This is a genomic window from Streptomyces sp. NPDC058457 (assembly GCF_042720695.1).
Classification (GTDB): domain Bacteria; phylum Actinomycetota; class Actinomycetes; order Streptomycetales; family Streptomycetaceae; genus Streptomyces.
In genome coordinates this window covers 69,188-94,819 of record NZ_JBHXLU010000018.1, presented here as the reverse complement: position 1 = coordinate 94,819, position 25,632 = coordinate 69,188, and the positions used below count along the sequence as shown (strand labels likewise).

The following is a 25,632-nucleotide window of genomic DNA, read 5'->3' as shown; positions in this document are numbered from 1 at the left end:
CAGCCATCAGTGAGGAATGACAACAACGTGACCCCCCACCCACGACTCCCGCTCCAGGCCGTCCTGTTCGACATGGACGGAACGCTCGTCGACACCGAGCGACTGTGGTGGGAGGCGGTGGAACAGGTCGCCGGGCGGCCGCTCACCGAGGCCGACGAACCGGAGGTGCTCGGCCGGCCGGTGGAGTACACCGCCGGCTGGCTCGCCGCGGCCACCGGCCGCCCGGCCGCGGCTCTGGCGGCCGGGCTGCACCGGGAGTTCGCGGACCGCGTCCGCACCGGCATCGTGCCCCGCCCGGGCGCCCTCGACCTGCTGGACGCGCTGGCCGCGGCCGGCGTCCCCACCGCCCTGGTCACCGCGTCCCCACGCGCGGTCGCCGACCTCGTCCTCGACGCCCTCGGCGCCGGCCGGTTCGCCACCTCGGTCACCGCCGACGACACCGGACGCACCAAGCCGGCCCCCGATCCGTACCTGGCCGCCTGCCGCGCCCTCGGCGTCGACCCGGCGGCCTGCGTCGCCGTCGAGGACACCGAGACCGGGGTCGCCTCGGCCGAGGCCGCCGGCTGTGCCGTCCTGGCCGTGCCCTCGCTCGCCCCGATCGGCGGCGCGCCCGGCCGGACCGTCCGTGACACGCTGGTCGGGGTCACCCCGAAGGAGCTGAACGAGATGGCCGCACCGGAACTCCGGGTGATGTCCTGGAACCTGTGGCTCGGCGGCAGCCGGATCGACGACCACCGTGCCAAGCAGGTCAAGGCGATCATGGACGCGGGCGCCGACGTCGTCGGCCTCCAGGAGACCGCCGGGACCAGCGCGCGGGAAATCGCCGAGGCCCTCGGCTGGCACCACCACACGGCGGGCGAGAACCTCGGGATCATCAGCCGCTTTCCGATCACCGCCCGCCTCGGCGACCCGGACGTCGGCTTCTACGGAGCCGCCGGGGTGCGGATCGCCGTCCGGCCCGGCCACGAGGTCGAGATCTGGACCGCGCATCTGCACTACACGCCGTACGGGCCCTACGAGTTCCACTTCGACGGGCTGGGCGCCGACGAGCTGACCGCCCACGAGGAGGTGCGGCTCGGGCAGATGCGGGAGGCCCTGCGGTGGATCGGGGACGGGGACGTACCCGTGGTCCTGGTCGGGGACTTCAACTGCCCGTCCCACCTGGACTGGACGGTCATCGGGTGGCCCGTGACCAGGGCCGCCGAGGATGCCGGGTTCCGTGACTCCTACCGGGAGGCGCACCCGGACCCGGCCGCCGCGCCCGGCCACACCTGGTCGCCCATCCACCCCGTCCACGAGGACGGCAGCGGGCGGCCCGAACCGCAGGACCGGATCGACTACGTGCTGCACAGGGGGCTGCGCGTGCTCGACTCCCGGACCTGGGTCACCGGCTCCCCGGCGCCCTGGCCCGAAGTGGCGGGCAACGACTGGCCCTCCGACCACGCGGCTGTCGTCACCACGTTTGCCGTCGAGCCCTGATCAGGGGTTACCCGGGGCAACCATTGCGGTCGGGGGGACGATCCCGTAAGTTGTGCGGGCCCCCCTTACTGGCTGGTAACACCGGTAGGTAACCCATGCGCTGGCCCGTCGGGCAACCCACCACCGTCCGTGCGCGGATCGTGGCGCTCGCACTCGCCCCAGCCGTCGCGCTGACGGCCCTGTGGAGCTTCGCCATGGTGTCCGTCACTGCCGAGCTACGCGCGCTGATCCGGCTCCAGGGGGTGTACGACGACTTCGGCACCCCCGTCGACACCGCCGTCGGGCAGATCCAGATCGAACGGCGGCTGTCGGCGGCCTACCTGGGCGCCCGCCCGGACCCGGCGGCCGGCGCCGACCTGCTCGCCCAGCAGCGGCGCACCGACCGGGCGGTGGACGCCATGCGGGACGCGATCCGGGACGGCGACCGCGGGCGCCTCAGCGACCGGCAGCGCGCGGCGCTCGACGCGATGGTGACCGCCACCGGCAGGCTGGAGAGCCTGCGCGGGCAGGTGCTGTCCCGGAAGATCTCCTGGGACCGCGCCGTGGCCGGCTACAGCGACCTCGTGGCACCCGGCTTCGACGTCGAGTCCACCCTCACCGCACTCCAGGCCGGACAGCTGGCCCGGGAGTCACAGGTCGTCATCGAGCTGGTTCGGGTACGGGAGTTCGTCTCCCGCGAGGACGCGCTGGTCGCCGGGGCGCGGGCCGCCGGACGGCTCACCGACGCGCAGTACGGCACCCTCACCGCGACCATCGAGGACCGGCGGGTCTTCGAGCGGACCTATGTCCCGGACCTGCCGCCGGACTCGCGGGCGCTGTTCGAGACGTTCCAGAGCAGCGCGCTGCACCGCTCGCTGGTGCGCGGCGAGGACGCGCTGCTGCGGGCGGGCGCGCACCGGGCCGGTGCGGCCGTCGCCGCGGACACCTGGCGGTCCACCACCGACCGGGCCGTCAAGCAGTACATGCTGCTGTGCACACGGGCGGCCGAGAACTCCGCCGCCCGCGGACGGGCCTTCGCCTTCAGGGAGCTGGACAAGACGCTCGTCGTCGGCGTTCTCGGGCTGGTGGCGGTGGGACTGTCGCTGTGGTTCGCGGTGCGCGGGGCGCGCCGCATCTCACGCCGCCTGGAGACCCTGCGGGACGCCGCCGACCTGCTGACGGCGCGCCAACTGCCCGCCCTGATGGAGCGGCTGAGCGCCGGCGAGGACGTGGACGCGGTCACCGAGGCGCCGCCGCTGGCCGCCGGGGAGGCCGGGAACGACGAGATCGGGGACGTCGGCCGGTCGTTCAACCGGGCCCGGCTGGCCGCCGTCGAGGCCGCGGTCCAGCAGGCCACGCTGCGGCGGGGCCTGTTCGCGGTCCTCCTCAACATCGCCCGCCGCAACCAGGCCCTCGTCCACCGCCAGCTGAAACTCGTCGACACGCTGGAACGGCGCACCGACGACCCGGTCGTCCTGGGCGAGCTGTTCCGCATCGACCACCTCACCACCCGGATGCGCCGGCACGCGGAGAGCCTGATCATCCTCTCCGGCGCGGCCCCCGGACGACGCTGGCGGCGGCCCGTGCCGGTCGCCGACGTGGTGTCGTCGGCGGTCGGCGAGATCGAGGACTACCCGCGGGTCGTGGTGCCGCCGATGCCCGAGGTGGGCGTGGCCGCGGACGCCGTCGCCGATGTCGTGCACCTGCTCGCGGAGCTGCTGGAGAACGCCACGGTGTTCTCGCCGCCGCACACCCGGGTCACCCTGCGCACCGGCCGGGTCGGCCACGGCTTCACCCTGGAGATCGACGACCGGGGCCTCGGCCTCGACGCCGACCAGCTCGCCGAGGCCCGCCGCACCCTCACCGCCCCCGACGCCTTCGACCCGACCCGCCACGACCGGCTCGGCCTCTACGTCGTGGGCCGCCTGGCCGCCCGGCACGGCATCGAGGTGACCCTGCAGGAGTCGCCGTACGGCGGGACGACCGCGGTGGTGCTGCTGCCGGGGGAGGTGCTGGCGGAGGTGGCGCCGGACAGCGGCCGCCGGGGAGGCTCGCTCGGGCGGCGGGCATCCGCGGCGGAACCCGGGCGACCGCCGGCACCCGGGGGAGGCCGACCGGCATCGGCGGTCGGCGTTCTGCCGGCATCCGGGGACACGGCGACCGCGGGGGAGGCGGCGACGCCCGGCGCGCGCGGACCTGGCCGCGAGGCGGAGCCGCCGCCGGGCCGGACAGACGCCTCGCCTCCCGAGACGCCTTCGGCCCGGACGGACGCCTCGTCTCCCGAGATGCCTTCGGCCCGGACGGACGACCTGTCTCCCGAAGCGCCGCCGGCCCTGCCGACCCGCACTCGTCAGACCTCCCTCGCCCCCGAACTGCGCGCCGGCCCGCAGGCCCAGGCCCGGCCGGTCGAGCGCGATCTGGACGCCGACGAGATGCGAGCGGTCTTCGGCGCCTTCCAGCGAGGCCTGGAGCGGGGGCGCAGGGGAATGCCGACCGGCACCGAGGAGCCGAACCACACCGAGGAAGGGACCCGTGCCGACGATGACCAGTAACGACCACCCCCAGCCCCCCGACCCGGCCTCTGCCTCGGCTTCCGCCCCGGCCCCGGTATCGGGTTCCGCCTCTGCCTCGGGTTCGGCCCCGGCTTCGGCTTCGACCCCGGCCTCTGCCTCGGCATCCGCCCCGGCCCCGGACGCCGCCCCCGGCCCACAGCCCCCTGTCGGCCCGGGACCCGGTGACCGGCCCGGGAGCGATCTCGGCTGGCTTCTCGACGATCTCGTCGCTCGGACCGACCACGTCCGGCAGGCCGTGCTGCTCACCGCCGACGGACTGCCGCTCAGCCACTCCGAGGGGATGCGGCGGCGGGACATCGAGCACCTCGCGGCGGTGTGTTCCGGCTTCCACAGCCTGGCCCGCTCGGCGGGGGACCGGTTCGGTGCCGGGGAGGTGCGGCAGACCATGGTGATGCTCGACGACGCCTATCTCTTCGTCACCCCGGCCGGACACGGCAGCCGGCTCGCCGTCCTCAGCGACGTCCGCACCGACGTCGGCCAGCTGGCCCACGAGATGGCCCTGCTCGTCCGCCGCCTCGGCCGGCACCTGGACGCCGCCGCACGCTCGGCCCCCTGACGACCGCGGTGAGCGACGAGCACTGGTACGAGGACGAGACCGGCTCGCTGGTCCGCCCCTACACCGTGACCCGGGGCCGTACCGAACCCTCCGGCCGGCACTCCATCGATCTGATGTCCCAGGTCACGGCGGTGGACATGGGCGCGGACGCGGGCCGCCCGTACGTCGACCATGCCCGCACCGCCCTGCTCGCCCTGGTGCGGCGCGGTGCCCGGCCGGTCGTGGAGCTCGCCGCGGACGCCGACCTGCCGCTCACCGTCGTACGCGTGCTGCTCGGCGATCTCGCCGAGGCCGGCCTGGTGCGGATCGACGCACCGCGCCGGGTGGAGCCGGCCGGCCCCGCCGCCGACCCCGAACTGCTGAAGGAGATCGTGGAGCGGTTGCGAGAGCTCTGAGCTCCGGCCCCGCGCAACGAATCGCCGCCGGGCCCCCGCCGCACGCAACGAACCGCTCACCGGCACGCAACGGCTCCTTCTTGTCCGGCCCGGCCCGCCGACCGTACGGTCTAACTGGCCCCCCAGACCACCCTCCGTACCCGGTGAGGACACGCATGCGCACCGCCCTGCTCCAGAGCTCCGGCCGCCCCGGCTCGACCGTCGAGAACCTCAAGGTGCTCGACGAGACCGCCGGCCGGGCCGCTGCCGCGGGCGCCGCGCTGCTGGTCGCCCCGGAGATGTTCCTGACCGGCTACGCGATCGGCGACGACATCGCCCGCCTCGCCGAGCCCGCCGACGGCGACAGCGCGGACGCGATCGCCGAGCTGGCCCACCGGCACGGTCTGGCGATCGCCTACGGGTACCCGGAGCGCGACGGCGACCGCGTGCACAACTCCGCCCAGCTGGTCTCCGCCGACGGCACCCGGCTCGCGAACTACCGCAAGTCCCACCTCTTCGGCGGCTTCGAGCGGGACCACTTCACCCCGGGCGACCAGCCGGTCGTCCAGGCGGAGCTGAACGGCCTCACCGTCGGGATCATGATCTGCTACGACGTGGAGTTCCCGGAGCTCGTCCGCGCCCATGCCCTGGCCGGCACCGACCTGCTCCTCGTCCCGACGGCGAACATGCACCCGTTCGAGCTCGTCGCCGAGTCCCTGGTCCCGGTGCGGGCCTGGGAGAACCAGATGTACGTGGCCTACGCCAACCGCATCGGCCAGGAAGGCGAGTTCGAGTTCTTCGGGCTCTCCGCGCTGGCCGGACCCGACGGAGTCGCCCGCGCCCGGGCCGGCCGCGGCGAGGAACTCGTCCTCGCCGACGTCGACCCCGCCCTCCTCGCCGCCTCCCGCGAGGCGAACCCGTACCTGAAGGACCGCCGCCCCGGCCTCTACGGGTCCCTGAGCTGACCTCCTCCCTCCCGCCCTTCTGCTCTTCTCTTCTTCCAGCTTTTCGCAAGGAGTCCGTACCCCATGACGTCCACGGTGCCCAACGCCGTCGAGCACGCCGACGAGCAGCAGCCGCCGATCACCATGTTCGGCCCGGACTTCCCCTACGCCTACGACGACTTCCTCGCCCACCCCGCGGGCCTCGGCCAGATACCCGCGACCGAGCACGGCACCGAGGTCGCGGTCATCGGCGGCGGCCTGTCCGGCATCGTGGCCGCGTACGAGCTGATGAAGATGGGCCTGAAGCCGGTCGTCTACGAGGCCGACGAGATCGGCGGACGGCTGCGGACCGTCGGCTTCGAGGGCTGCGACCCCTTGCTTACCGCCGAGATGGGCGCGATGCGCTTCCCGCCCTCCTCCACCGCCCTCCAGCACTACATCGACCTGGTGGGCCTGGAGACCCGGCCCTTCCCCAACCCCCTCGCGGAGGTGACCCCTTCGACCGTCGTCGACCTCAAGGGCGAGTCGCACTACGCCGAGACGATCGACGATCTCCCGCAGGTCTACCGGGACGTCGCCGCCGCCTGGAACAAGTGCCTGGACGAGGGCGCCGACTTCTCCGACATGAACCGCGCGATGCGTGAGCGGGACGTGCCGCGCATCCGCGAGATCTGGGCGAAGCTCGTCGAGAAGCTCGACAACCAGACCTTCTACGGCTTCCTCTGCGACTCCGACGCCTTCAGGTCCTTCCGGCACCGCGAGATCTTCGGCCAGGTCGGCTTCGGCACCGGCGGCTGGGACACCGACTTCCCCAACTCCATCCTGGAGATCCTGCGGGTCGTCTACACCGAGGCCGACGACCACCACCGCGGCATCGTCGGCGGCTCCCAGCAGCTGCCGCTGCGGCTCTGGGAACGCGAGCCCGAGAAGATCGTGCACTGGGCGTACGGGACGTCGCTCGCGAAGCTGCACGAGAACGGCGAGCCCCGCCCCGCCGTGACCCGGCTGCACCGCACCAGCGGCAACCGGATCACGGTGACGGACGCGAACGGCGACATCCGCACCTACCAGGCGGCGATCTTCACCGCCCAGTCCTGGATGCTGCTCTCCAAGATCGCCTGCGACGACTCGCTCTTCCCGATCGACCACTGGACCGCGATCGAGCGCACCCACTACATGGAGTCCTCGAAGCTGTTCGTGCCCGTCGACCGGCCGTTCTGGCTGGACAAGGACGAGGAGACGGGCCGGGACGTCATGTCGATGACCCTCACCGACCGGATGACGCGCGGCACCTACCTCCTCGACGACGGCCCGGACAAGCCCGCCGTCATCTGCCTCTCCTACACCTGGTGCGACGACAGCCTGAAGTGGCTGCCGCTGTCCGCGAACGAGCGGATGGAGGTCATGCTGAAGTCGCTCGGCGAGATCTACCCGAAGGTCGACATCAGGAAGCACGTCATCGGCAACCCGGTGACCGTCTCCTGGGAGAACGAGCCCTACTTCATGGGCGCGTTCAAGGCCAACCTGCCGGGTCACTACCGCTACCAGCGGCGCCTGTTCACGCACTTCATGCAGGACCGGCTGCCCGCGGACAAGCGGGGCATCTTCCTCGCGGGCGACGACATCTCCTGGACGGCCGGCTGGGCCGAGGGCGCCGTCCAGACCGCGCTGAACGCGGTCTGGGGCGTCATGCACCACTTCGGCGGGGAGACCGACGCGGTCAACCCCGGCCCCGGTGACGTCTACGACGAGATCGCGCCGGTGGAGCTTCCCGAGAACTGAGCGGCAGCGCCCCGTAAGGGACGCGGGGCTGTATCCATAGTGCGGCTCCGCCGCGTGGGCGCGACCAGCCACGACGGCGCCGCAGACGACAGACAGCCTGTTGCAGGGAGCCCTCAGACCCCGGCAGCCCGAGCCTTCTCGTACACCTCGGCGGCGACGTCCTTGAGCTCCTGGGCGTCCCGCGGGGTGGACTCGAGGTCGATCAGGATCTCCTCCAGGCCGACCGCCGCGTGTGCCACGAGGTCCTCGACGATCTGGTCGGCGCTGCCCTGGAAGGGACGGCGGTCGGAGCCGTCGTACGCCTTGGGCGTGTACGTGGCGTTGACCCGCACGACCGTCTGGAGCGGTTCCGTCCGGCCGCGTTCGGCCGCCAGGTCCTGCACCCCCTGCCACTGCGCCGCGAGCTGCTCGGCGCCCATGCCCACCGGCAGCCAGCCGTCGGCGCGGTCGACCAGCCGGGTCAGGGCCTTCTTGTTGGACGCCGCCAGCAGGATCGGGATCGGCCGGGCCGGCTTGGGGCCGACCACGGCGGAGGCGATCTTCGTGAGCTGTCCGTCGTGACGCACCGGGTCGGGGCCCCACACCGCCCGGCACACGTCGATGAGCTCGTCGAGCACCTTGCCGCGCTCCACGAACGGCCGGATTCCGGCGGCCGCGTACTCGTCGAGGGACCAGCCCGTGCCGAAGCCCGCCAGCACCCGGCCGCCGCTCGCCGCGTCCAGCGTGGCGAGGGACCTGGCCAGTTGGAAGGGGTTGTGCAGCGGCGCCACCAGGACACTGCTGCCCAGCCGCACCCGCTCGGTGGCCGCGGCGGCCAGGGTCAGCGTGACCAGCGGTTCGGCGACGCTCCGGTACTCGTCGGGCCAGGGGAGGCCCGGGACGTTGTACAGGCCCTGGGTGGCGGGCTCCGGGAACAGGGCCCGCTCGAAGACCCACAGGCTGTCGTAACCGATCTGCTCGGCTGCGCGCGCCACGTCGGGGACGTCGGTGCCGAGGGAGTACTGCCGCATCTGGGGGAGGCCGAAGCCGAGCCGGGTGGTCATACCGGTGCTCCTTTGCAGTCGGGTGCCAGCCGTCAACGTAAGGCGGAGGCCCGGGGATTCCGGCGAAGGCTCACGGCCGATCGGAACCGGCCACCTCAGTCCCGCAGCGGCGTGAGCAGCATCCGGCCCGCCAGACCCACGGCCGCGTCCAGCCGCTCGGTGAACTCCTCGACCAGGTCCTCGAACCTGCGCAGCGCCCACAGTGCCCGGGCCGCCGACCAGGTCGCGTCCCGAGCCCGCTCCAGGCTCCAGGAACCGAGCAGATGGGTCAGCGGATCGGCGATCTGGAGCACGTCGGGCCCCGGCATCAGATCCTCGCGGATGCGCTCCTCCAGCGAGACGAGCAGTTCGCCCACGCGGTCGAACTCGTCCTCCAGGTCGGCCGGTTCACAGCCGAGCGTGCGGCAGGCGTCGACCACGGCCAGCGCCAGGTCGTGCCCGATGTGCGCGTTGATCCCGGCCTGCGCGAACTGCAGCGGGCGCACCCCGGGATGGCGGCGGAACTGGAACAACGGCCGCCAGCAGGCCGGGGGTCGGCGGCCCGCCGCCTCCGTGGCCACGGCGGCCAGGTAGCGCTCGGCGAACCGCACGTCGAGGGTGGCCGCGGCCCCGGGGTCCGTGAACCGGCCCGCGTCCAGGCGCCGTTCGACCTCCTCCGTGACGGTGAGGTACACCCGGTTGAAGACCGCGATGCCGTCCCGCTCGGGCAGGTCCGCGTCCAGGGCGCGCATCCGGGCGACGACGGTGCCGACCGGAGCGGTGAGGTGGTGCAACTGCGCCATGGGGGAAGGGTCCCAGCCCCGGCCCGGCGCGCGTGCCGACGGGCCCGGCGCTTCCCCGGAACGGGGGAACGGACCCGCCGCATGGGAAGGGGTGCGCGCCGCGCGGAAGGAGGTGCCGCCCGCCTACGGCTGGGTGTCGTCGTAGGCGCTGGTGCCCTCGTCGAGGAGCGGTTCCCGGCCCTTGAGGTGGGCCGGGGCCAGGGCGCGCAGGCCGTGGTAGCCGATGACGACCACCAGGGTGCCGAGGGCGATGCCGCTGAGGGAGAAGGTGTCGGTGAACTTCAGGCTCACGTTGCCGACGCCGATGATGATGCCGGCGGCGGCCGGGACCAGGTTGAGCGGGTTGCGCAGGTCGACCTTGGCATGCAGCCAGATCTGGGCGCCGAGCAGGCCGATCATGCCGTAGAGGATGACCGTGATGCCGCCGAGGACCCCGCCCGGGATCGCGGCCACGATCGCACCGAACTTGGGGCAGACGCCGAAGAGCAGCGCGAAGCCGGCGGCGGCCCAGTAGGCGGCGGTGGAGTAGACGCGGGTCGCGGCCATCACGCCGATGTTCTCGGAGTAGGTGGTGTTGGGCGGGCCGCCCACGGCGGTGGAGAGCATCGAGGCGACGCCGTCGGCCGAGATCGCCGTGCCCAGCCTGTCGTCCAGCGGGTCGCCGGTCATCTCGCCGACGGCCTTGATGTGCCCGGTGTTCTCGGCGACCAGGGCGATGACGACGGGCAGGGCGACGAGGATCGCCGACCACTGGAAGGACGGGCCGTGGAAGGACGGGAGCCCGATCCAGTCGGCCCTGCCGACGCCGGAGAGGTCCAGACGCCAGTGGTCGGTGACCTTGCCGCCCGGGCTGATGGAGTGGATCCGGCCGAAGATCCGGTCGAGGGCCCAGGAGAGGGCGTACCCGAAGACCAGGCCCAGGAAGATCGCGATGCGGGACCAGAAACCACGCAGACAGACGACGGCCAGACCGGTGAACGCCATCACCAGCAGGGCGGTCCACTGGTCCTGCGGCCAGTAGGTGGAGGCGGTGACCGGCGCGAGGTTGAAGCCGATCAGCATGACCACCGCGCCGGTGACGATCGCCGGCATCGTGGCGTGGATGATCCGCGCCCCGAAGCGCTGCACCGCCGCACCCACCAGGAACAGCGCCGCGCCGACCACGAAGACCGCGCCGGTCACGGTGGCGCTGGTGCCGCCCTGGGCGCGGATGACGGCGGCCACCCCGACGAAGGACAGCGAACAGCCCAGGTAGCTGGGCACCCGGCCGCGCGTCGCCAGCAGGAAGATCACGGTCGCGACGCCGGACATCATGATCGCGAGGTTGGGGTCGAGGCCCATCAGAACGGGCGCCACGAAGGAGGCGCCGAACATGGCCACCACGTGCTGGGCGCCGAGCCCGACCGTGCGCGGCCAGGAGAGCCGTTCGTCGGGCCGTACCACCGCTCCCGGCGCGGGCGTGCGCCCGTCGCCGTGCAGTTTCCAGCGCACGCCGAGATCCATGGTGGGCTTCGCTTTCTTTGTACGTGAAGACGGTCCGAACCATTGTCACGGCTACCTGGCGGTTCTACGCTCACACGGTCCTATTCGTGAACCATGTTCATAAGTCTGAATAGACGATCGGAGTGCTCGGTGAGTGGAAGATCCCGCGCGGCCGTTCTGCTGACGACTCTGGTGGCGTTCGGAGCGGTCCTCGTCCCCTCCGCCCATGCCGCGGCCAAGGCCCCGGACACCGCCGTCCTCGACGGTGCCCGACTCCAGCGCACCAAGGCCGAACTGCGCGACGGCGACCCGCAACTGCGGCGCGCGCTGCGCGACCTGACGAGCCGCGCCGACACCTGGCTGGACCAGGGCCCCTGGACGGTCGTCGACAAGCCCAGGCCCGCCCCGGGCGGTGACGTCCACGACTACCTCAGCCAGGCCCCCTACTGGTGGCCCACCACCGCACCCACCGCCGACAACCCCTGGGGCTGCCCCTACGTCCAGCGCGACGGCCAGCGCAATCCCGAGGTCGACAGCGGCACCGACCGGCAGGACGTCGAGAAGGTCTTCGACTCGACGTACGACCTCTCCCTGGCCTGGTACTACACCGGAAAGCGGGAGTACGCCGAGAAGGCCGGACAGATCCTGCGCACCTGGTTCCTCGACCCGGCGACCCGGATGAACCCGAACCTGAACCACGCCCAGTTCATCCCGTGCAAGTACGACGGCCGGGCCATCGGGATCATCGACTTCTCCCAGTCGTACACGAGCGTGGTCGACGCGCTGGCGATCCTCGGCACCGGGGCACCCGGCTGGAGCGCCGGGGACCGGGCGGGGATGCGGAGCTGGAACACGGACTTCCGCGACTGGCTGGAGAACAGCGCCTTCGGCAAGCAGGAGGGGGCCGCCGCCAACAACCACGGCACCTTCTACGACATGCAGCTCGCCGCCCTCGCCTATGCGACCGGTGACAAGGCGCTGGCCAGGCAGACCGTGCTGGACGCGCGTGCGAAGCGGATCGACCCGCAGATCGCGGCGGACGGCAGCCAGCCGCAGGAGCTGGCCCGCACCAGGAGCTGGCACTACTCGACCTTCGACCTGGTCGCCTACACCCGGCTCGCGGCCATCGGCCGGCACGTCGGCGTGAACCTGTGGACCTACCAGGGGCCGGACGGGCAGAGCCTGTCCAAGGCCGTGGACTACCTGTTGCCGGCCGCGACCGGCGCCGCCGCCTGGCCGTATCCGGAGCTGGAGTTCCACCGCTACGCGGCGAGCGACGTCGTGCACGCGGCGGCCGACGCCGGCGACAAGGCGGCCCAGCAGGCGGTACGGCGGCTCGAGACGCCGCCCGGCGGTGACCTCTGGGCGCTGCGGCCGGCCGCCGAGCAGCTGGACTCGATCGCGGGCTGACCGGCCCCTTAAAGGCCGGGGCTCCTGAGCGTCCGCTTAGGATGGAGTGTCCCCACCGCTTCGTCCAGTGCTCAGGAGCCCCACCCGTGACCGCCGAAGCCCTGCCCGCACCCGCCCTCTCCCACGGCCGGCTGCTGCCGGTCAGCGTCCACTTCGACGACCTCGACGCGCTCGGGATGCTGCACAACGCCCGTTACCCGCTGCTGGTGGAGCGCGCCTGGACCGAGTTCTGGCAGGAGCACGGCGTCCGCTTCGACGGCGACTGGGCCACCGCCGGGGATGCCTGCAACGTGGTCAAGGAGCTGCTGATCAGCTACGAGGCGCCGGTCACCAGGTCGGGCACCTACGCCGTCCACCTGTGGCTGGAACGGCTCGGTGGCACCGGCCTGACCTACGGCTTCCGCTTCTGCTCGCCGGACGGCGCGACCACCTACGCGCAGGGCACCCGGGTGCTCGTCCGGCTGGACCCGGCCACCCTGCGCCCCGCGCCGTGGAGCGAGGCGTTCAGGGCCGTGGGTCGGGAACTGCTGCGGTCTGCGGGCTGACCTCCGAACGACCGCCCCGCGCCCCGGCGCGCAGCACGCCCGCGAACGCCACCAGCCCCAGTGCCAACACCGTGACCAGGCAGAACGACACCACCAGACTGGTCGCCTGGGCGATTCCGCCGATCAGGCTGGGCGCGATCAGGCCCGAGGTGTAGGTGATCGTCGCCACGCCCGCTATCGCCTGGCTCGGGTTCGGCCCGGCGTGCCCGGCCGCCGCGAAGCACAGCGGTACGACGACCGCGATACCGAGGCCCATCAGCGCGAACCCGGTCATCGCCACCGCCGGCTGCCCGGCGAGGACCACCAGCAGCCCGCCGAACGCTGCCAGCACACCCCCGGCGCGCACGGTGCGGACCGCGCCGAAGCGGTTCACCACCGCGTCCCCGCTGATCCGGGCCACCGCCATGGCCAGCATGAACCCGGTGGTGGTGGCCGCCGCGAGCCCGGCCGAGCTGTCCATCCGGTCCCGCAGGAACACCGCCGACCAGTCCAGGCTCGCCCCCTCCGCGAACACCGCGCAGAAGCCCACCGTGCCGATCAGCAGCGCCGACCGGGGCGGCAGCGTGAACCGGGGCGGCGGCTCCTCGTCCTCGCCGGCCCGGACGTCCAGGACGAAGCCGGCCGCCAGCACGCCGAGCACCGTGAGGACGGCCGCCGCCAGGGCGAAGTGCACGCGCGCGTCCGTGCCCAGATGCGCGGCGAGAGTGCCCGCGGCCGAGCCGATCAGGGTGCCCGCGCTCCACATGCCGTGCAGCCCCGACATGATCGACCTGTCGAGCAGCCGCTCGATCTCCACGCCGAGCGCGTTCATCACCACGTCCGCCATGCCAGCGCTGGCGCCGTACACGAACATCGCCAGGCACAGCAGATACAGGTTGGTGGCGAGCGACGGCAGGACCAGCGCCAGCGTCCACATCGCGATCAGCCCGCGCAGCGCCGTACGGCTCCCGAAGCGGTGGCTGATCCGGCCGGCCAGCGGCATCGAGCACGAGGCGCCGAACGCCGTGAACGCGAGGGCGAAACCCAGCTGTCCGGCGCTGAGCGAGGCATGGTCCTGGACCCATGGCACCCGGGTCGCGAACGAGCCGGTGACGGCACCGTGCACGGTGAACACGGCCGCGACGGCGTACCGCGCGCGCTTCACCCCGTGCTGCTCGTAACCCATGTCTCTCATGGTCCTGCCCCTCCCCGGCCGGATACCGCCCCGCTGTCCGCCGTAAACTATCAGGGACCCTGCCTGATAGATAGAGAGTCATGTGGCCGTCCTGGGCCATCCGGATCTGGGAGGATGCCCGTCATGCCCGCATCACCGAGCACCGCCCGGGCCATCAACGACCGGCTCGCGCTGAGCCTGCTCCAGCAGGAAGGCCCGCTGACGGCAGGGCAGTTGAAACAGCTGACCGGGCTCTCCCGGCCGACCGTCGCCGACCTCGTCGAACGGCTCGCCGCCTCCGGCCTGATCACGGTGGTCGGCGAGTCGGGCGAGCAGCGCCGGGGGCCGAACGCCCGGCTGTACGGCATCGTCGCCGACCGCGCCTGTCTGGCCGCCCTCGACGTGCGTACCGACAGCGTCTCGGTGCTGGTCTCCGACCTGGTGGGGCGGGTGCTGGCCGACGGGTCGGTGCCGGTGGCGCCGGAGGCGGGGGAGGCGGCGGCCGTGGAGCGGGCGGTGGAGCTGGTGGAGCGCGCGGTCAAGGAGGCGGGGGCGTCCGGGGACGCGGGGCAACTGCACACCGTGGGCATCGGGGCGCCCGGGCTCATCGATCCGGCCACCGGTGAGCTCCGCGACTCGGCCGGCCTGCCCACCTGGCACCGCCGGCTGGTCGCCGCCCTCCAGGAACGCTTCCCGCAGGCCCGGGTCGGTGTCGAGAACGAGACCAACCTGGCCGCCCTCGCCGAGCAGCGGGAGGGTGCCGCCCGGGACCGCGACACCTTCGTCCTGCTCTGGCTGGGCGACGGCTGCGGCGCCGCCGTCGTCCTGGACGGCAGCCTGCGCCGGGGCGCCTCGGGCGGCACCGGCGAGATCGGCTTCCTGCCGGTACCGGGCACGACCGGCCTGCCCACGGCTACGGACTGCTCCGGCGGCTACCACTCGCTGGTGGGCGCGGCGGCGATCGTGGAACTGGCACGGGAGTACGGAGTGGGGTCGGGAGACCTTTCCGCCGACCGCATGGTCGAGGAGGCGGCACGCATGACAGCGGACGGCGACCCGATCGCGCCCCGAAGGGGCGCGGGGAACTGCGCGACCAGCCACGATGGCGCCGCGCCCGACCCTCGACCGCACCCGGCACACGGCCGATTCCTCGACGCCCTCGCCGACCGCATCGCCGTGGGCGTCGCCGCCGTCGTCGCCGTCCTGGACCCCGGCTGTGTGGTCCTCGGCGGCGAGATCGGCCCCGCCGGGGGCGCGGCGCTCGCCACCCGGGTCGAGGCGCGGCTCCGCCGTATGTCCCCGCTGGCCACCGAGGTACGGGCAGGCACCCTGGGCGGCGCGGCCGTCCTGCGCGGCGCTCTGCTCACCGCTCGCGAGCGCGCCCAGGACGAACTCTTCGCGGCGCCGGACCGCTGATCCCGCGCTGCGCGCCGGGACGGGCCGCCCGGGTTGGGCGGACCCGGCGACGGGCAAGGGCCGTCGTCACCGCCACCGGGCCCGCCCGAAACCCTAAAAGGACTAGACCAGTAGGGTCAATAGGTGTGACTCAAAGTCAAGAGTCCTGGTCCGAGGCCCAGTTGTGCACACGGCAGTCGGTCCGGGAAGTCCAGCGGCATGAGCTGTGAGGCACCCCACATGGTTCCCCTGCATGGACCACGATCGGGCGTGGCAAACTGGCCGTGTACCAGAAGCAGCGCACTCCGGGGTCGGTGAAAGTCCGAACCGGCGGTTACAGTCCGCGACCCGTCCGCTTCCAGCGGCCGGTTGACCAGGTGAAATTCCTGGACCGACGGTTAAAGTCCGGATGGGAGGCAGTGCGCGGCGGGCGAGCATGTACGTGTGCGCGCCGCCGTATCTGGTCTCGTCCCTCGCGGACGGGGCCTTGTCGGCGTCGCCCTCGGTGTGCTTGTCCGTACATTCTGTCGTCCGTCGACAGGCCCCGGAGTCCGTGCCCTATTGAGGCAGGAGGACCCGGGAAGTGTTCACCGGAATCGTCGAAGAGCTGGGTGAGGTCACCGCCGTCGAGAACCTCGGCGACGCGTCCCGTTTCCGGCTCCGTGGCCCCGTAGTGACCGAGGGTGCGCAGCACGGCGACTCCATCGCCGTGAACGGCGTCTGTCTGACCGTCGTGGAGCACGAGGGCGACGAGTTCACCGCCGACGTCATGGCGGAGACCCTCAAGCGTTCCTCGCTCGGCGCCCTGGACGTCGGCTCCCGCGTCAACCTCGAACGCCCCACCGCGGTCGGCTCCCGCCTCGGCGGCCACATCGTGCAGGGCCACGTCGACGGCACCGGTCAGGTGCTGGCGCGCACGCCCTCCGAGAACTGGGAGATCGTCAAGGTCTCGCTCCCGGCCGACCTCGCGCGGTACGTCGTCGAGAAGGGCTCGATCACGGTGGACGGCATCAGCCTCACCGTCGTCGAGGCCGGCTCCGACTACTTCACCGTCAGCCTCATCCCCACCACCCTCGACCTGACCACGCTCGGCCGCAAGCAGCCCGGCGACCCGGTCAACCTCGAGGTCGACATCGTCGCCAAGTACGTGGAGCGCCTGCTCGCGAACACGCAGGGAGCAGGCCGGTGAACTGGCTGAACTCCGAGGCCTTCGTCCTGTTCGGCCAGCACATCCTCTGGTCGGACATGATCGGCAACATCCTCGGCCTGGCCGCCCTCGCCCTCGGCTGGCGCCGCAACCTGTGGAGCTGGCCGGTGCAGTTCGCCTCCGGCCTGATCCTCTTCGGCGCCTTCTTCGGCCACCTCACCGGCAGCGCCGGCAAGCAGGTCGTCGTCATGGTCGTCGCGCTGTACGGCTGGTGGCAGTGGAACCGCGACAAGGGCCGGACCGAGGACGGCGGTGACGGTCACATCGTCCCGCGCTTCGCCACCTGGCAGGAGCGCGGCGCGATGGTCGCCGCCGCGGCCGTCGGCACGGTCGCCGTCGCCCTGCTCTTCAAGGCCTACCCGTCCCTGTCCTGGGACCCCTGGCCGGACGCCTACATCTTCGTCGGCACCGTCGTCGCCATGTACGCCCAGGCCCGCGGCATGGTCGAGTTCTGGATCGCCTGGCTCCTGGTCGACGCGGTCGGCGTCCCCCTCAACTTCACCAACGGCTACGCCTTCTCCGGCTTCGTCTACGTCATCTACGGCGCGCTCGTCCTGTGGGGCCTGCGCGACTGGTGGCTGCGCTCCCGCCAGGGCACGCGGCCCGCTCTGGAAGGAGCACCCGCATGACCGCGGCACCGATCCTGTACAGCACCGACGGCGTCGAGGACCTCACGCTCGACCCGGTCGAGCAGGCCATCGCCGACATCGCGGCCGGCCGCCCCATCGTGGTCGTCGACGACGAGGACCGCGAGAACGAGGGCGACCTCGTCATCGCCGCCGAGAAGGTCACCCCCGAGATCGTCGCCTTCATGATGAGCGAGTGCCGCGGCCTGATCTGCGCCCCCATGGAGGGCGAGGAACTGGACCGGCTCCAGCTGCCGCAGATGGTCGGTGACAACACCGAGTCGATGAAGACCGCGTTCACCGTCTCCGTGGACGCCTCCGGCGCGCACGGCGTCACCACCGGCATCTCGGCCGCCGACCGCGCCACCACGCTCCGGCTGCTGGCGAGCGGCCAGGCCGAGCCGACGGACCTCGTCCGCCCCGGCCATGTCTTCCCGCTGCGCGCCCGGCCCGGCGGTGTCCTGACCCGCAACGGCCACACCGAGGCCGCCGTCGACCTCGCCCGCCTCGCGGGCCTGCGCCCGGCCGGCGCCATCGTGGAGATCGCCGGCGAGGACGGCCGGATGCTCCGCCTCCCGGAGCTGATCCCGTTCGCCCGCAAGCACGGCCTGACGATCATCTCCATCGCGGACCTGGTCACCTACCGCCGGGCCGCCGAGCCGACCGTCCGCCGCGAGGCCGAGGTCAACCTGCCCACCAAGCACGGCACGTTCACGGCGTACGGCTACCGCTCCACCACCGACGGCATCGAGCATGTCGCCCTCGTCCACGGCGAGATCGGCGACGGCGAGGACGTCCTGGTCCGCGTCCACTCCGAGTGCCTCACCGGGGACGTCTTCGGCTCCGCCCGCTGCGACTGCGGACCCCAGCTCGACGCCGCCCTGGACCGCATCCAGGACGAGGGCCGGGGCATCGTCGTCTACCTGCGCGGACACGAGGGGCGGGGTATCGGGCTGCTGTCCAAGCTGCGCGCGTACGAACTCCAGGAGCGCGGCCGCGACACCCTCGACGCCAACCTCGAACTCGGCCTGCCCGCCGACGCCCGCGACTACGGCGCCGGCGCCCAGATCCTGACCGACCTCGGGGTGCGCAGCGTCCGCCTGATGACCAACAACCCCGACAAGAGCGACGCGCTGCTGAACCACGGGCTCAAGATCAGCGGGCGCGAGCCGATGCCCGTACAGGCGGGCGAGCACAACCTCCGCTACCTGCGCACCAAGCGGGACCGGATGGGCCACGACCTGCCCTGGCTGGACACGCCACCCGCGATGTCCACCTGCGCCAACCAGTAGACCGTGGCCACCTGACGGCCACCGGTAGAGAAACAGCACTGAGGAGAGACGTGAGCGGCAAGGGTGCACCTGAACTGTCCGTACGCAATGTCAGCGACCTGCGGGTCGCCGTCATCGCGTCCCAGTGGCACGAGAAGGTGATGGACGGACTGGTGGACGGCGCCCTGCGCGCCCTGCGCGACCTGGGGATCGACGAGCCGACCCTGCTCCGGGTCCCCGGCAGCTGGGAGCTCCCGGTCACCGCGAAGGTCCTCGCCGGGCGCGGCTACGACGCGATCGTCGCCCTCGGCGTCGTCATCCGCGGCGGCACCCCGCACTTCGAGTACGTGTGCCAGGGCGTCACCCAGGGCCTCACCCAGGTCACCGTCGAGACCGGAGTCCCGGTCGGCTTCGGCGTGCTCACCTGCGACGACGAGGCGCAGGCCCTGGACCGCGCCGGTCTCGCAGGCTCCAACGAGGACAAGGGCCACGAGGCGGTGACGGCGGCGGTGGCCACGGCGGCCACCCTCCGCTCAGTATCTGAACCCTGGCACTGAGCGACGCGGCGATTGGCGTAGTCTGGCGCTCACCATGTCCAACAAGACTTTCGAGGAGCTCTTCACCGAGCTCCAGCACAAGGCCGCCCACGGCGACCCCGCCACCTCCCGCACCGCCGAGCTGGTCGGCAAGGGCGTCCATGCCATCGGCAAGAAGGTCGTCGAGGAGGCCGCCGAGGTCTGGATGGCCGCCGAGTACGAGGGCAAGGAAGCGGCCGCCGAGGAGATCTCGCAGCTGCTCTACCACGTCCAGGTGATGATGGTCGCCCGCGGCATCTCGCTGGACGACGTCTACGCCCACCTGTAAGAACCCCTTTCAGACATCCCTTTTCGAACCCCTTTCGAAGCGAAGGAAGCCGACCTCATGCTGCGCATCGCCGTCCCCAACAAGGGTTCCCTGTCAGGACCTGCGGCGGACATGCTGCATGAGGCCGGCTACCGGCAGCGCCGGGAGTCCAAGGAACTCCGCATCGTCGACCCGGTCAACGACGTCGAGTTCTTCTACCTCCGTCCCCGCGACATCGCGATCTACGTCTCCTCCGGCCGTCTCGACATCGGCATCACCGGCCGCGACCTGCTCGTCGACTCCGGCGCCAACGCCGAGGAGATCCTCCCGCTCGGCTTCGCCCGCTCCACCTTCCGCTTCGCCGCCAAGCCCGGCGAGGCGACCGGCCTGGCGGACCTGAAGGGCAAGACGGTCGCCACCTCCTACGAGGGGATCGTCGCGGGGCACCTCGCCGACAACGGCGTCGACGCCTCCGTCGTCCACCTGGACGGCGCCGTCGAGACCGCCATCGAACTGGGCGTCGCCGAGGTCATCGCCGACGTCGTCGAGACCGGCACCAGCCTGCGCAACGCCGGCCTTGAGGTCTTCGGCGAGCCGATCATGAAGTCCGAGGCGATCGTCGTCCGCCGCACCGGCGCCGACGCCGAGGAGCCCAAGGTCCAGCAGTTCCTGCGCCGCCTCCAGGGCGTCCTGGTCGCCCGGACCTACGTGATGATGGACTACGACTGTCGCGTCGAGCAGCTGGAGAAGGCCGTCGCCCTCACCCCCGGCCTGGAGTCGCCGACCGTCTCCCCGCTGCACAACGAGGGCTGGGTCGCCGTCCGCGCCATGGTCCCCACCAAGGACGCCCAGCGGATCATGGACGACCTGTACGACATCGGCGCCCGCGCCATCCTGACCACGGCCATCCACGCCTGCCGCCTCTGAGGGCCCGCGCGATATGTCCGAGCTTCCTTCGCTGCCCGTCACCTTCCGGCCGGGCCTCACCCGCGTGATCCTGCTCACCGCAGGTGTCGCGATCTTCGTCACCATATCCGGGGTCGCCCTGCTCCTGGAGCAGCTGGGCCCGGGGGAGAAGCTCAGCTTCGTCGTCACCGGTGCGCTGATCTTCTGGGTGCTGGCCCAGCTGGCCCGGGTGAAGGTGGTCGCCGACGAGTCCGGGGTCACCGTCGTGAACATCGCCGGCAAACGGCGCCTGGCGTGGGCGGAGATCCTCCAGGTGAACCTCCGCCCGGGTGACCCGTGGGTGTTCCTCAACCTCAGCGACGGCACCAGCCTGCCCGCCCTCGGCATCCAGCCGGGCATCGCCAAGCAGCACGCCATCGCCGACGCCAGGGCCCTGCGCGCCCTCGCCGAGGCCCGCACGAGCCACGACCCCGAACAGCATCAGGGCTGAAATCACGCAACTTCGGGGCCGTCTCCGGGCCGTCGCCCCTGCCGCAGCGGCCCCTGTCTTGATTAATCTGTTGGCGGAGGCTTTTCACGTCCCGCCTCCACCCCTGTCGCGCGCCCGGCGCACAGGGGTTCCTGCTACCCGAGGAGTGACCCTCTCCGGCGATGGACGGATCGTCCTGTAGTACCTGCGCCGCCCCCTCCCGACATACCGCGGACCGCCTTCCCGGAGTCCGCGAAGCTTCGGAGGCGGCGGCATCATGACCACCCCCCTGCTGCTCCTGGCAGCCGCGTTCCTGCTCATCCTCGCCAACGGCTTCTTCGTCGCCGCCGAGTTCGGCCTGGTGACCGTGGAGCGGCCCGAGGCCGAGAAGGCCGCCGCCGACGGCGACAAGCGCGCCCGTACGGTCGTCGAGTCGCTGAAGGAGCTGTCCTTCCAGCTCTCCGGCACCCAGCTCGGCATCACCATCACCTCCCTGGTCGTCGGCATGCTCGCCGAACCGGCACTGGCCGAGCTGCTGCACGGCCCGCTCACCGCGACCGGCCTCCCCGACGGCGCCGTCTCCGGCATCGCCGTCGTGGTCGGCATGCTGCTCGCCTCGGCGATCCAGATGGTGATCGGCGAACTCGTGCCCAAGAACTGGGCGGTGTCCAAGCCCCTCCAGGTCGCGCGCGTCGTCGCCGGCCCGCAGGCCCGCTTCTCCCGCCTGTTCCGCCCGGTCATCGCCGCCCTGAACACGGTCGCCAACCGGCTCGTCCGCGCCCTCGGCGTCGAACCCGCCGAGGAGCTGGCGTCCGCCCGCACCCCCGGCGAACTGGTCTCCCTGGCCCGGCACTCCGCCCAGGCCGGCGCGCTGGAACAGGACACGGCCGACCTGTTCGTCCGCACCCTGTCCCTGGGCGAGCTGACCGCCCAGCACGTCATGACCCCCCGGGTGAAGGTCAGCGCGCTCCAGGACACGGCGACCGCCGAGGACGTCGTCAACCTCACCCGGGCCACCGGACTGTCCCGCTTCCCGGTCTACCGGGAGAAGATCGACGAGATCGTCGGCATGGCCCACCTCAAGGACGCGCTGGCCGTCTCGGTCCACGACCGGCTGCGCACCCCGGTCGGCCGCATCGCCCGCAAGGCCCTGCTGGTCCCCGAGACCCTCCCGGTCCAGCCGCTCCTGGCCCGGCTGCGCTCCGAGCAGCCCATCGCGGTCGTCGTCGACGAGTACGGCGGCACGGCCGGCGTGGTCACCCTGGAGGACATCGTCGAGGAACTCGTCGGCGAGGTCCGCGACGAGCACGACAGCCCGGACGCACCGGAACTCGCCGCCGCCCCCGCCCAGGACGGCAAGCCCGCCTGGGACGTCGACGGCAGCGTCCGTGTCGACATCCTCCAGCGGATAGGCCTCGACGTGCCCGAGGGCCCGTACGAGACGGTCGCCGGCCTGGTCGCCGACCTGCTCGGCCGGATCCCGGCGCCGGGCGACCGGGCGGAGCTGCCCGGCTGGCGGCTGTCTGTCCGCAGGGTCGGCCACTACCGCGCGGAACGGGTCCGCCTGGTCCGCACCGCCCCCGCCGTCGCGGAGGCCGCCCGATGAGCGTCCTCCAACTGGTCTTCGCCGCGCTGCTGGTACTGGCCAACGGCTTCTTCGTCGGCGCCGAGTTCGCCCTCGTCTCCGTCCGCCGCAGCCAGATCGAACCGCTCGGCACGGCCCGGGCCCGCCAGGTCCTCTACGGCCTGGAACGCCTCCCGCAGATGATGGCCGCGGCCCAGTTCGGCATCACCGTCTGCTCGCTGACGCTGGGCGCGGTGGCCGAACCGACGGTGGCCCACCTGCTGGAGCCGCTGTTCGAGGCCGTCCACCTGCCCGACGGCATGATCCACCCGCTGGGCTATGTGCTCGCGCTCGCCGCGGTCGTCTTCTTCCACCTGGTCATCGGCGAGATGGTGCCGAAGAACCTCGCGATGGCGGCGCCGGAGAAGGCGGCGCTGTGGCTGAGCCCAGGCCTGGTGGCGTTCGCCCGCGTGTGCCGGCCGATCACGGTCGCGCTCGGCGCCTGCGCCCAGGGCATCCTGAAGCTCTTCCGAGTGGAGCCGAAGGACGAGGTCGAGGCCGTCGTCACCAGTGAGCAGCTCAACCGGCTCCTGGAGGACTCCGGCCAGGCGGGTCTCCTCGACCCCGAGGAGCGGGAGCGCCTGGAGGACGCGCTGGAACTGGGCTCCCGCCCGGTGACGGACGTGCTCCTGCGCCGCGAGTCCCTGATCACGGTGCCGCCGTCGGTCACCCCGGGCCAGATCGTCGAGCTCACCGCGCGCACCGGCTACTCCCGCTTCCCGGTCGCGGCCGAGTCCGGCGCCTTCATGGGCTACGTCCATGTGAAGGACGTCCTGGACCTGGAGGACTCCGACCGTGCGGTGCCGCAGCAGATATGGCGCCCGATGACGACGCTCCGGGCCGAGCTGCCCCTGGACGACGCGCTGACCGTGATGCGCCGGGCGGCGACCCACCTGGCCCAGGTGGCCGACGCGAACGGCAGGGTGCTGGGGCTGGCGGCGCTGGAGGACGTCCTGGAGCTGCTCGTCGGCGAGGTGACAGACCCGGCACACCGGGATCGGCCGACAACACCGCCGAGAACTCCGGAGCCGAGGGCGAGCGGGGAGCCGGAGGAGGTCATGGCCGGGTGAGGTCGTAGTTCGGCTGCGGGTGCGTGGGGGCTGGTCGCGCAGTTCCCCGCGCCCCTTACGGGGCACGTCATAGCTGCGGGCAGGCGTGCCGCAGGGCGGCACGGGTGGGCGCTGGGGGTCCCCCCGGCCGAAGGCTGGGGGAGGCACCCTGCCAGCGCCGGTGAGCGTCCCCACCCCCCGGCCCCAGCCCACCCGCACCTACATACCGGCCGCCGGATCCTGCGGCCCCCTCCCCGACAGCACTTCCCCGTACGCCTGCATCAGGTCCGGCAGCCGCAGCGTCGCCAGGTCGTCCCGCGACAGCACCCCCGGATACGCGGACAGCCGCAGATCCCGGTACGCACAGCTCTTCTCGTACAGCGTCCGCAGGAACCGTCCGTTGCCCAGCTCGTCGATCCAGCCCTGGTCCACCACGTGCCCGGCGATCGACCGCAGCTCGTCCAGCGCCTCCTCGTCCCACGCGTCCCCGTTCTCGGCGGCGAGCACCTCGCCGATCGAGGTCAGTTCGAGGGGGCGGTAGGAGGGAAAGTCCACCCGGGTCGTGAAGCGCGAGGACAGCCCCGGGTTGGCGGCCAGCAGCCGGTCCATGCCCTCGGGGTAGCCGGCCAGGATCACCACCAGGTGGTCGCGGTTGTCCTCGGCCCGCTTCAGCAGCACCTGCAGTGCCTCGTCGCCGTACGCGTCCCCCTTGCCGTAGCCGGAGTTGGAGAGGGAGTAGGCCTCGTCGACGAACAGCACCCCGCCGATCGCGGAGTCGATCAGCTCGTTCGCCTTCACGGCGGTCTGGCCCAGGTACTCACCGACCAGGTCGGCCCTCTGCGCCTCCACCAGGTGGTCGCCGCCCAGCAGCCCCAGCGCGTAGAACACCCGGCCCAGGATGCGGGCGACGGTGGTCTTCCCGGTGCCCGACGGCCCGGAGAAGACGAAGTGGCGTTTCGGCGGCTGCACCGGCAGCCCCTGACCGGCCCGCAACCGGGCCATGTTCAACTGCGCGGACAGCGCCTTGACCTGCCGTTTCACGGGTTCCAGGCCGACCATGCGCTCCAGTTCGGCGAGCGCCTCCTCTAGTAACGCGGGGTCGGTCGGCCCGGCCGGCAGCGGAGGCGACGGCACGACCTTCTCGCGCACCGCCGGGTCGATCACCGACGGCATCGCCCCGGCCGGCGGCTCCGGTTCCCCGAACCGCAGATCCCGCCCCTCGGTGCCGAAGAGCGGGTCGAGCATGTCGGGCCCGTCCACGACGTCCTGCCCGGCGCCGGTGAGGGTGATCGCCGCGAAGTCGGCAGTGTCGTCGTACCCGTCGCCCTCGGCTATCGCGGCCAGCCGTGCGGAGGTGTCCATGAAGGCGGGGTCGACGCGGTGCACGGCCCGGTAGAGGGGGAGCGCGGCGGCGCTGCGGCCGGTGCCCTCGTGCGCCCGCGCCAGCCAGTAGCGCAGCTCCTTGCGCTGCGGCTGCTCGCTGCGGCACCGCATCAGCGCCGCGGAGAGCAGCGGTTCGGCCTGGCCGTACATTTCGAGGCGGACCCGGGCCATGCCGCCGAACAGGCCCGCCTCGATGCCAAGCATGGGGTCGTCGAGAAGCGGGTCGGTGTGCCGTACCAGCTGCTCCCAGTCCTTGACCAGGTAGGCCCGGCAGGCGTGCAGGAAGCGGACCTGGGGGTCGGCGTCCACCGGCGGGAGCCCGGCGAGGGCCCGGTCGAGCTCCGGGACGTGCCTGCCGTCCAGCCAGTGCGAGGCGTGGGCGAGGAGGAGATCGCGCGGGCTCTCCAGTACCGGCTGCACCCACCAGCCCAGCCAGTACCAGGAGTTCAGCGTGCGGCGATGTCGGCCGCGCTGTTCGCCGAAGCGGTCCCGGTGCCGGAACATCCGCAGCAGCGCGGTCGTCGTGTCGACGCGCAGCGCGTGCAGTCCGAGCCAGCCGTCGGCCATCCCGGGATCCATCCGCACCGCAGTGCGGAACTCCTCCTCCGCCTGCGGATAGGCGCCCATCGTGTAGGCGTCCACGCCTCGCAGCCAGGCGAGGTCGGCCGGGGCCTCGGGGCCCTGCGTGCCGAAATCCATCACGTCCCCCACAAACCGTGCCCCCGTGGTTGGCCCCCGGGCTCCCCCCGATGGCCGC

General features: G+C 72.2%; 22 protein-coding genes, 1 pseudogene and 1 riboswitch. Of the genes and pseudogenes, 18 read left to right on the top strand and 5 right to left on the bottom strand.

The genetic code is table 11. The features are described from left to right. Positions 1-27: 27 nt before the first annotated feature. The 6 genes and pseudogenes from ACFWPS_RS17370 (at position 28) to ACFWPS_RS17345 (ending at position 7,687) form a co-directional block, all read left to right on the top strand. Complete coding sequence (locus tag ACFWPS_RS17370) at positions 28-1,479, top strand: HAD-IA family hydrolase (RefSeq protein WP_383705871.1); 1,452 nt, start codon at positions 28-30, stop codon at positions 1,477-1,479. A gap of 95 nt (positions 1,480-1,574) precedes the next feature. Further along, positions 1,575-4,010: a nitrate- and nitrite sensing domain-containing protein gene (locus ACFWPS_RS17365; RefSeq protein ID WP_383705869.1), complete on the top strand. Its 2,436-nt coding sequence runs from the start codon at positions 1,575-1,577 to the stop codon at positions 4,008-4,010. A gap of 196 nt (positions 4,011-4,206) precedes the next feature. After that, positions 4,207-4,587 (top strand): annotated as a pseudogene (locus tag ACFWPS_RS17360) (roadblock/LC7 domain-containing protein); the annotation flags it as partial. Positions 4,588-4,595: 8 nt separating this feature from the next. After that, on the top strand, positions 4,596-4,982 hold the full coding sequence (locus ACFWPS_RS17355; RefSeq protein ID WP_383705867.1) for a DUF742 domain-containing protein: 387 nt from the start codon (positions 4,596-4,598) through the stop codon (positions 4,980-4,982). A 155-nt stretch (positions 4,983-5,137) separates the two neighbouring features. Continuing rightward, the gene (locus ACFWPS_RS17350) at positions 5,138-5,926 is read left to right on the top strand and encodes a carbon-nitrogen hydrolase family protein (RefSeq protein ID WP_383705865.1); all 789 of its coding nucleotides are present in this window, start codon (positions 5,138-5,140) and stop codon (positions 5,924-5,926) included. A gap of 63 nt (positions 5,927-5,989) precedes the next feature. Next, positions 5,990-7,687: a flavin monoamine oxidase family protein gene (locus ACFWPS_RS17345; protein ID WP_383705863.1), complete on the top strand. Its 1,698-nt coding sequence runs from the start codon at positions 5,990-5,992 to the stop codon at positions 7,685-7,687. A gap of 113 nt (positions 7,688-7,800) precedes the next feature. On the opposite strand, the gene ACFWPS_RS17340 is transcribed toward ACFWPS_RS17345, so the two are convergent. From ACFWPS_RS17340 to ACFWPS_RS17330, 3 genes are all read right to left on the bottom strand, one after another. Further along, positions 7,801-8,730: an LLM class F420-dependent oxidoreductase gene (locus ACFWPS_RS17340; protein ID WP_383705861.1), complete on the bottom strand. Its 930-nt coding sequence runs from the start codon at positions 8,728-8,730 to the stop codon at positions 7,801-7,803. Positions 8,731-8,825: 95 nt separating this feature from the next. Then, positions 8,826-9,512, bottom strand: a complete 687-nt coding sequence (locus ACFWPS_RS17335; protein WP_383705859.1) for a DUF5995 family protein — start codon at positions 9,510-9,512, stop codon at positions 8,826-8,828. A gap of 123 nt (positions 9,513-9,635) precedes the next feature. Continuing rightward, the gene (locus ACFWPS_RS17330) at positions 9,636-11,015 is read right to left on the bottom strand and encodes a uracil-xanthine permease family protein (protein ID WP_383705857.1); all 1,380 of its coding nucleotides are present in this window, start codon (positions 11,013-11,015) and stop codon (positions 9,636-9,638) included. Between the two features lie 129 nt (positions 11,016-11,144). On the opposite strand from ACFWPS_RS17330, the gene ACFWPS_RS17325 reads away from it, so the two are divergent. Beyond that, the gene (locus tag ACFWPS_RS17325; RefSeq protein ID WP_383705855.1) at positions 11,145-12,404 is read left to right on the top strand and encodes an alginate lyase family protein; all 1,260 of its coding nucleotides are present in this window, start codon (positions 11,145-11,147) and stop codon (positions 12,402-12,404) included. A gap of 86 nt (positions 12,405-12,490) precedes the next feature. After that, positions 12,491-12,949, top strand: coding sequence for an acyl-CoA thioesterase (locus tag ACFWPS_RS17320; protein ID WP_383705853.1), 459 nt, complete (start codon positions 12,491-12,493; stop codon positions 12,947-12,949). Here the strand turns inward: ACFWPS_RS17320 and ACFWPS_RS17315 are convergent. Then, positions 12,909-14,114, bottom strand: coding sequence for an MFS transporter (locus ACFWPS_RS17315; protein WP_383705942.1), 1,206 nt, complete (start codon positions 14,112-14,114; stop codon positions 12,909-12,911). The genes ACFWPS_RS17320 and ACFWPS_RS17315 overlap by 41 nt on opposite strands. Before the next feature lie 132 nt (positions 14,115-14,246). Here ACFWPS_RS17315 and ACFWPS_RS17310 point away from each other — a divergent pair, with 132 nt between their 5' ends. The 10 genes from ACFWPS_RS17310 to ACFWPS_RS17265 all read left to right on the top strand — a co-directional run bounded on the left by ACFWPS_RS17310 (position 14,247) and on the right by ACFWPS_RS17265 (position 23,513). After that, positions 14,247-15,518, top strand: a complete 1,272-nt coding sequence (locus ACFWPS_RS17310) for an ROK family transcriptional regulator (RefSeq protein ID WP_383705851.1) — start codon at positions 14,247-14,249, stop codon at positions 15,516-15,518. Between the two features lie 275 nt (positions 15,519-15,793). Continuing rightward, positions 15,794-15,924: riboswitch (FMN riboswitch) on the top strand. A 156-nt stretch (positions 15,925-16,080) separates the two neighbouring features. After that, on the top strand, positions 16,081-16,686 hold the full coding sequence (locus tag ACFWPS_RS17305) for a riboflavin synthase (protein ID WP_383705849.1): 606 nt from the start codon (positions 16,081-16,083) through the stop codon (positions 16,684-16,686). Further along, on the top strand, positions 16,683-17,333 hold the full coding sequence (pnuC, locus tag ACFWPS_RS17300; RefSeq protein WP_383705847.1) for a nicotinamide riboside transporter PnuC: 651 nt from the start codon (positions 16,683-16,685) through the stop codon (positions 17,331-17,333). The genes ACFWPS_RS17305 and pnuC overlap by 4 nt, the downstream gene beginning before the upstream one ends. Beyond that, positions 17,330-18,622: a bifunctional 3,4-dihydroxy-2-butanone-4-phosphate synthase/GTP cyclohydrolase II gene (locus tag ACFWPS_RS17295; protein WP_383705845.1), complete on the top strand. Its 1,293-nt coding sequence runs from the start codon at positions 17,330-17,332 to the stop codon at positions 18,620-18,622. Before pnuC ends, ACFWPS_RS17295 begins: the two co-directional genes overlap by 4 nt. Before the next feature lie 50 nt (positions 18,623-18,672). Further along, positions 18,673-19,158 carry a 6,7-dimethyl-8-ribityllumazine synthase gene (gene ribH, locus ACFWPS_RS17290; protein ID WP_383705843.1) on the top strand — a complete coding sequence of 162 codons (486 nt, stop codon included), beginning with the start codon at positions 18,673-18,675 and terminating at the stop codon, positions 19,156-19,158. Positions 19,159-19,192: 34 nt separating this feature from the next. Continuing rightward, the gene (locus tag ACFWPS_RS17285) at positions 19,193-19,465 is read left to right on the top strand and encodes a phosphoribosyl-ATP diphosphatase (RefSeq protein ID WP_030946750.1); all 273 of its coding nucleotides are present in this window, start codon (positions 19,193-19,195) and stop codon (positions 19,463-19,465) included. 57 nt (positions 19,466-19,522) lie between these two features. Continuing rightward, positions 19,523-20,371 carry an ATP phosphoribosyltransferase gene (gene hisG, locus ACFWPS_RS17280; protein ID WP_383705841.1) on the top strand — a complete coding sequence of 283 codons (849 nt, stop codon included), beginning with the start codon at positions 19,523-19,525 and terminating at the stop codon, positions 20,369-20,371. 13 nt (positions 20,372-20,384) lie between these two features. After that, entirely contained in the window at positions 20,385-20,840 is a 456-nt protein-coding gene (locus ACFWPS_RS17275; protein ID WP_383705839.1) for a PH domain-containing protein, read from the top strand. A gap of 256 nt (positions 20,841-21,096) precedes the next feature. Beyond that, positions 21,097-22,425: a hemolysin family protein gene (locus ACFWPS_RS17270; protein WP_383705837.1), complete on the top strand. Its 1,329-nt coding sequence runs from the start codon at positions 21,097-21,099 to the stop codon at positions 22,423-22,425. Next, the gene (locus tag ACFWPS_RS17265; protein WP_383705835.1) at positions 22,422-23,513 is read left to right on the top strand and encodes a hemolysin family protein; all 1,092 of its coding nucleotides are present in this window, start codon (positions 22,422-22,424) and stop codon (positions 23,511-23,513) included. The genes ACFWPS_RS17270 and ACFWPS_RS17265 overlap by 4 nt, the downstream gene beginning before the upstream one ends. A gap of 198 nt (positions 23,514-23,711) precedes the next feature. Here ACFWPS_RS17265 and ACFWPS_RS17260 read toward each other — a convergent pair whose 3' ends face one another. Beyond that, positions 23,712-25,574 (bottom strand): AAA family ATPase, encoded by a 1,863-nt coding sequence (locus ACFWPS_RS17260; protein WP_383705833.1) that lies wholly within the window; start codon positions 25,572-25,574, stop codon positions 23,712-23,714. Between the last annotated feature and the right edge of the window lie 58 nt (positions 25,575-25,632).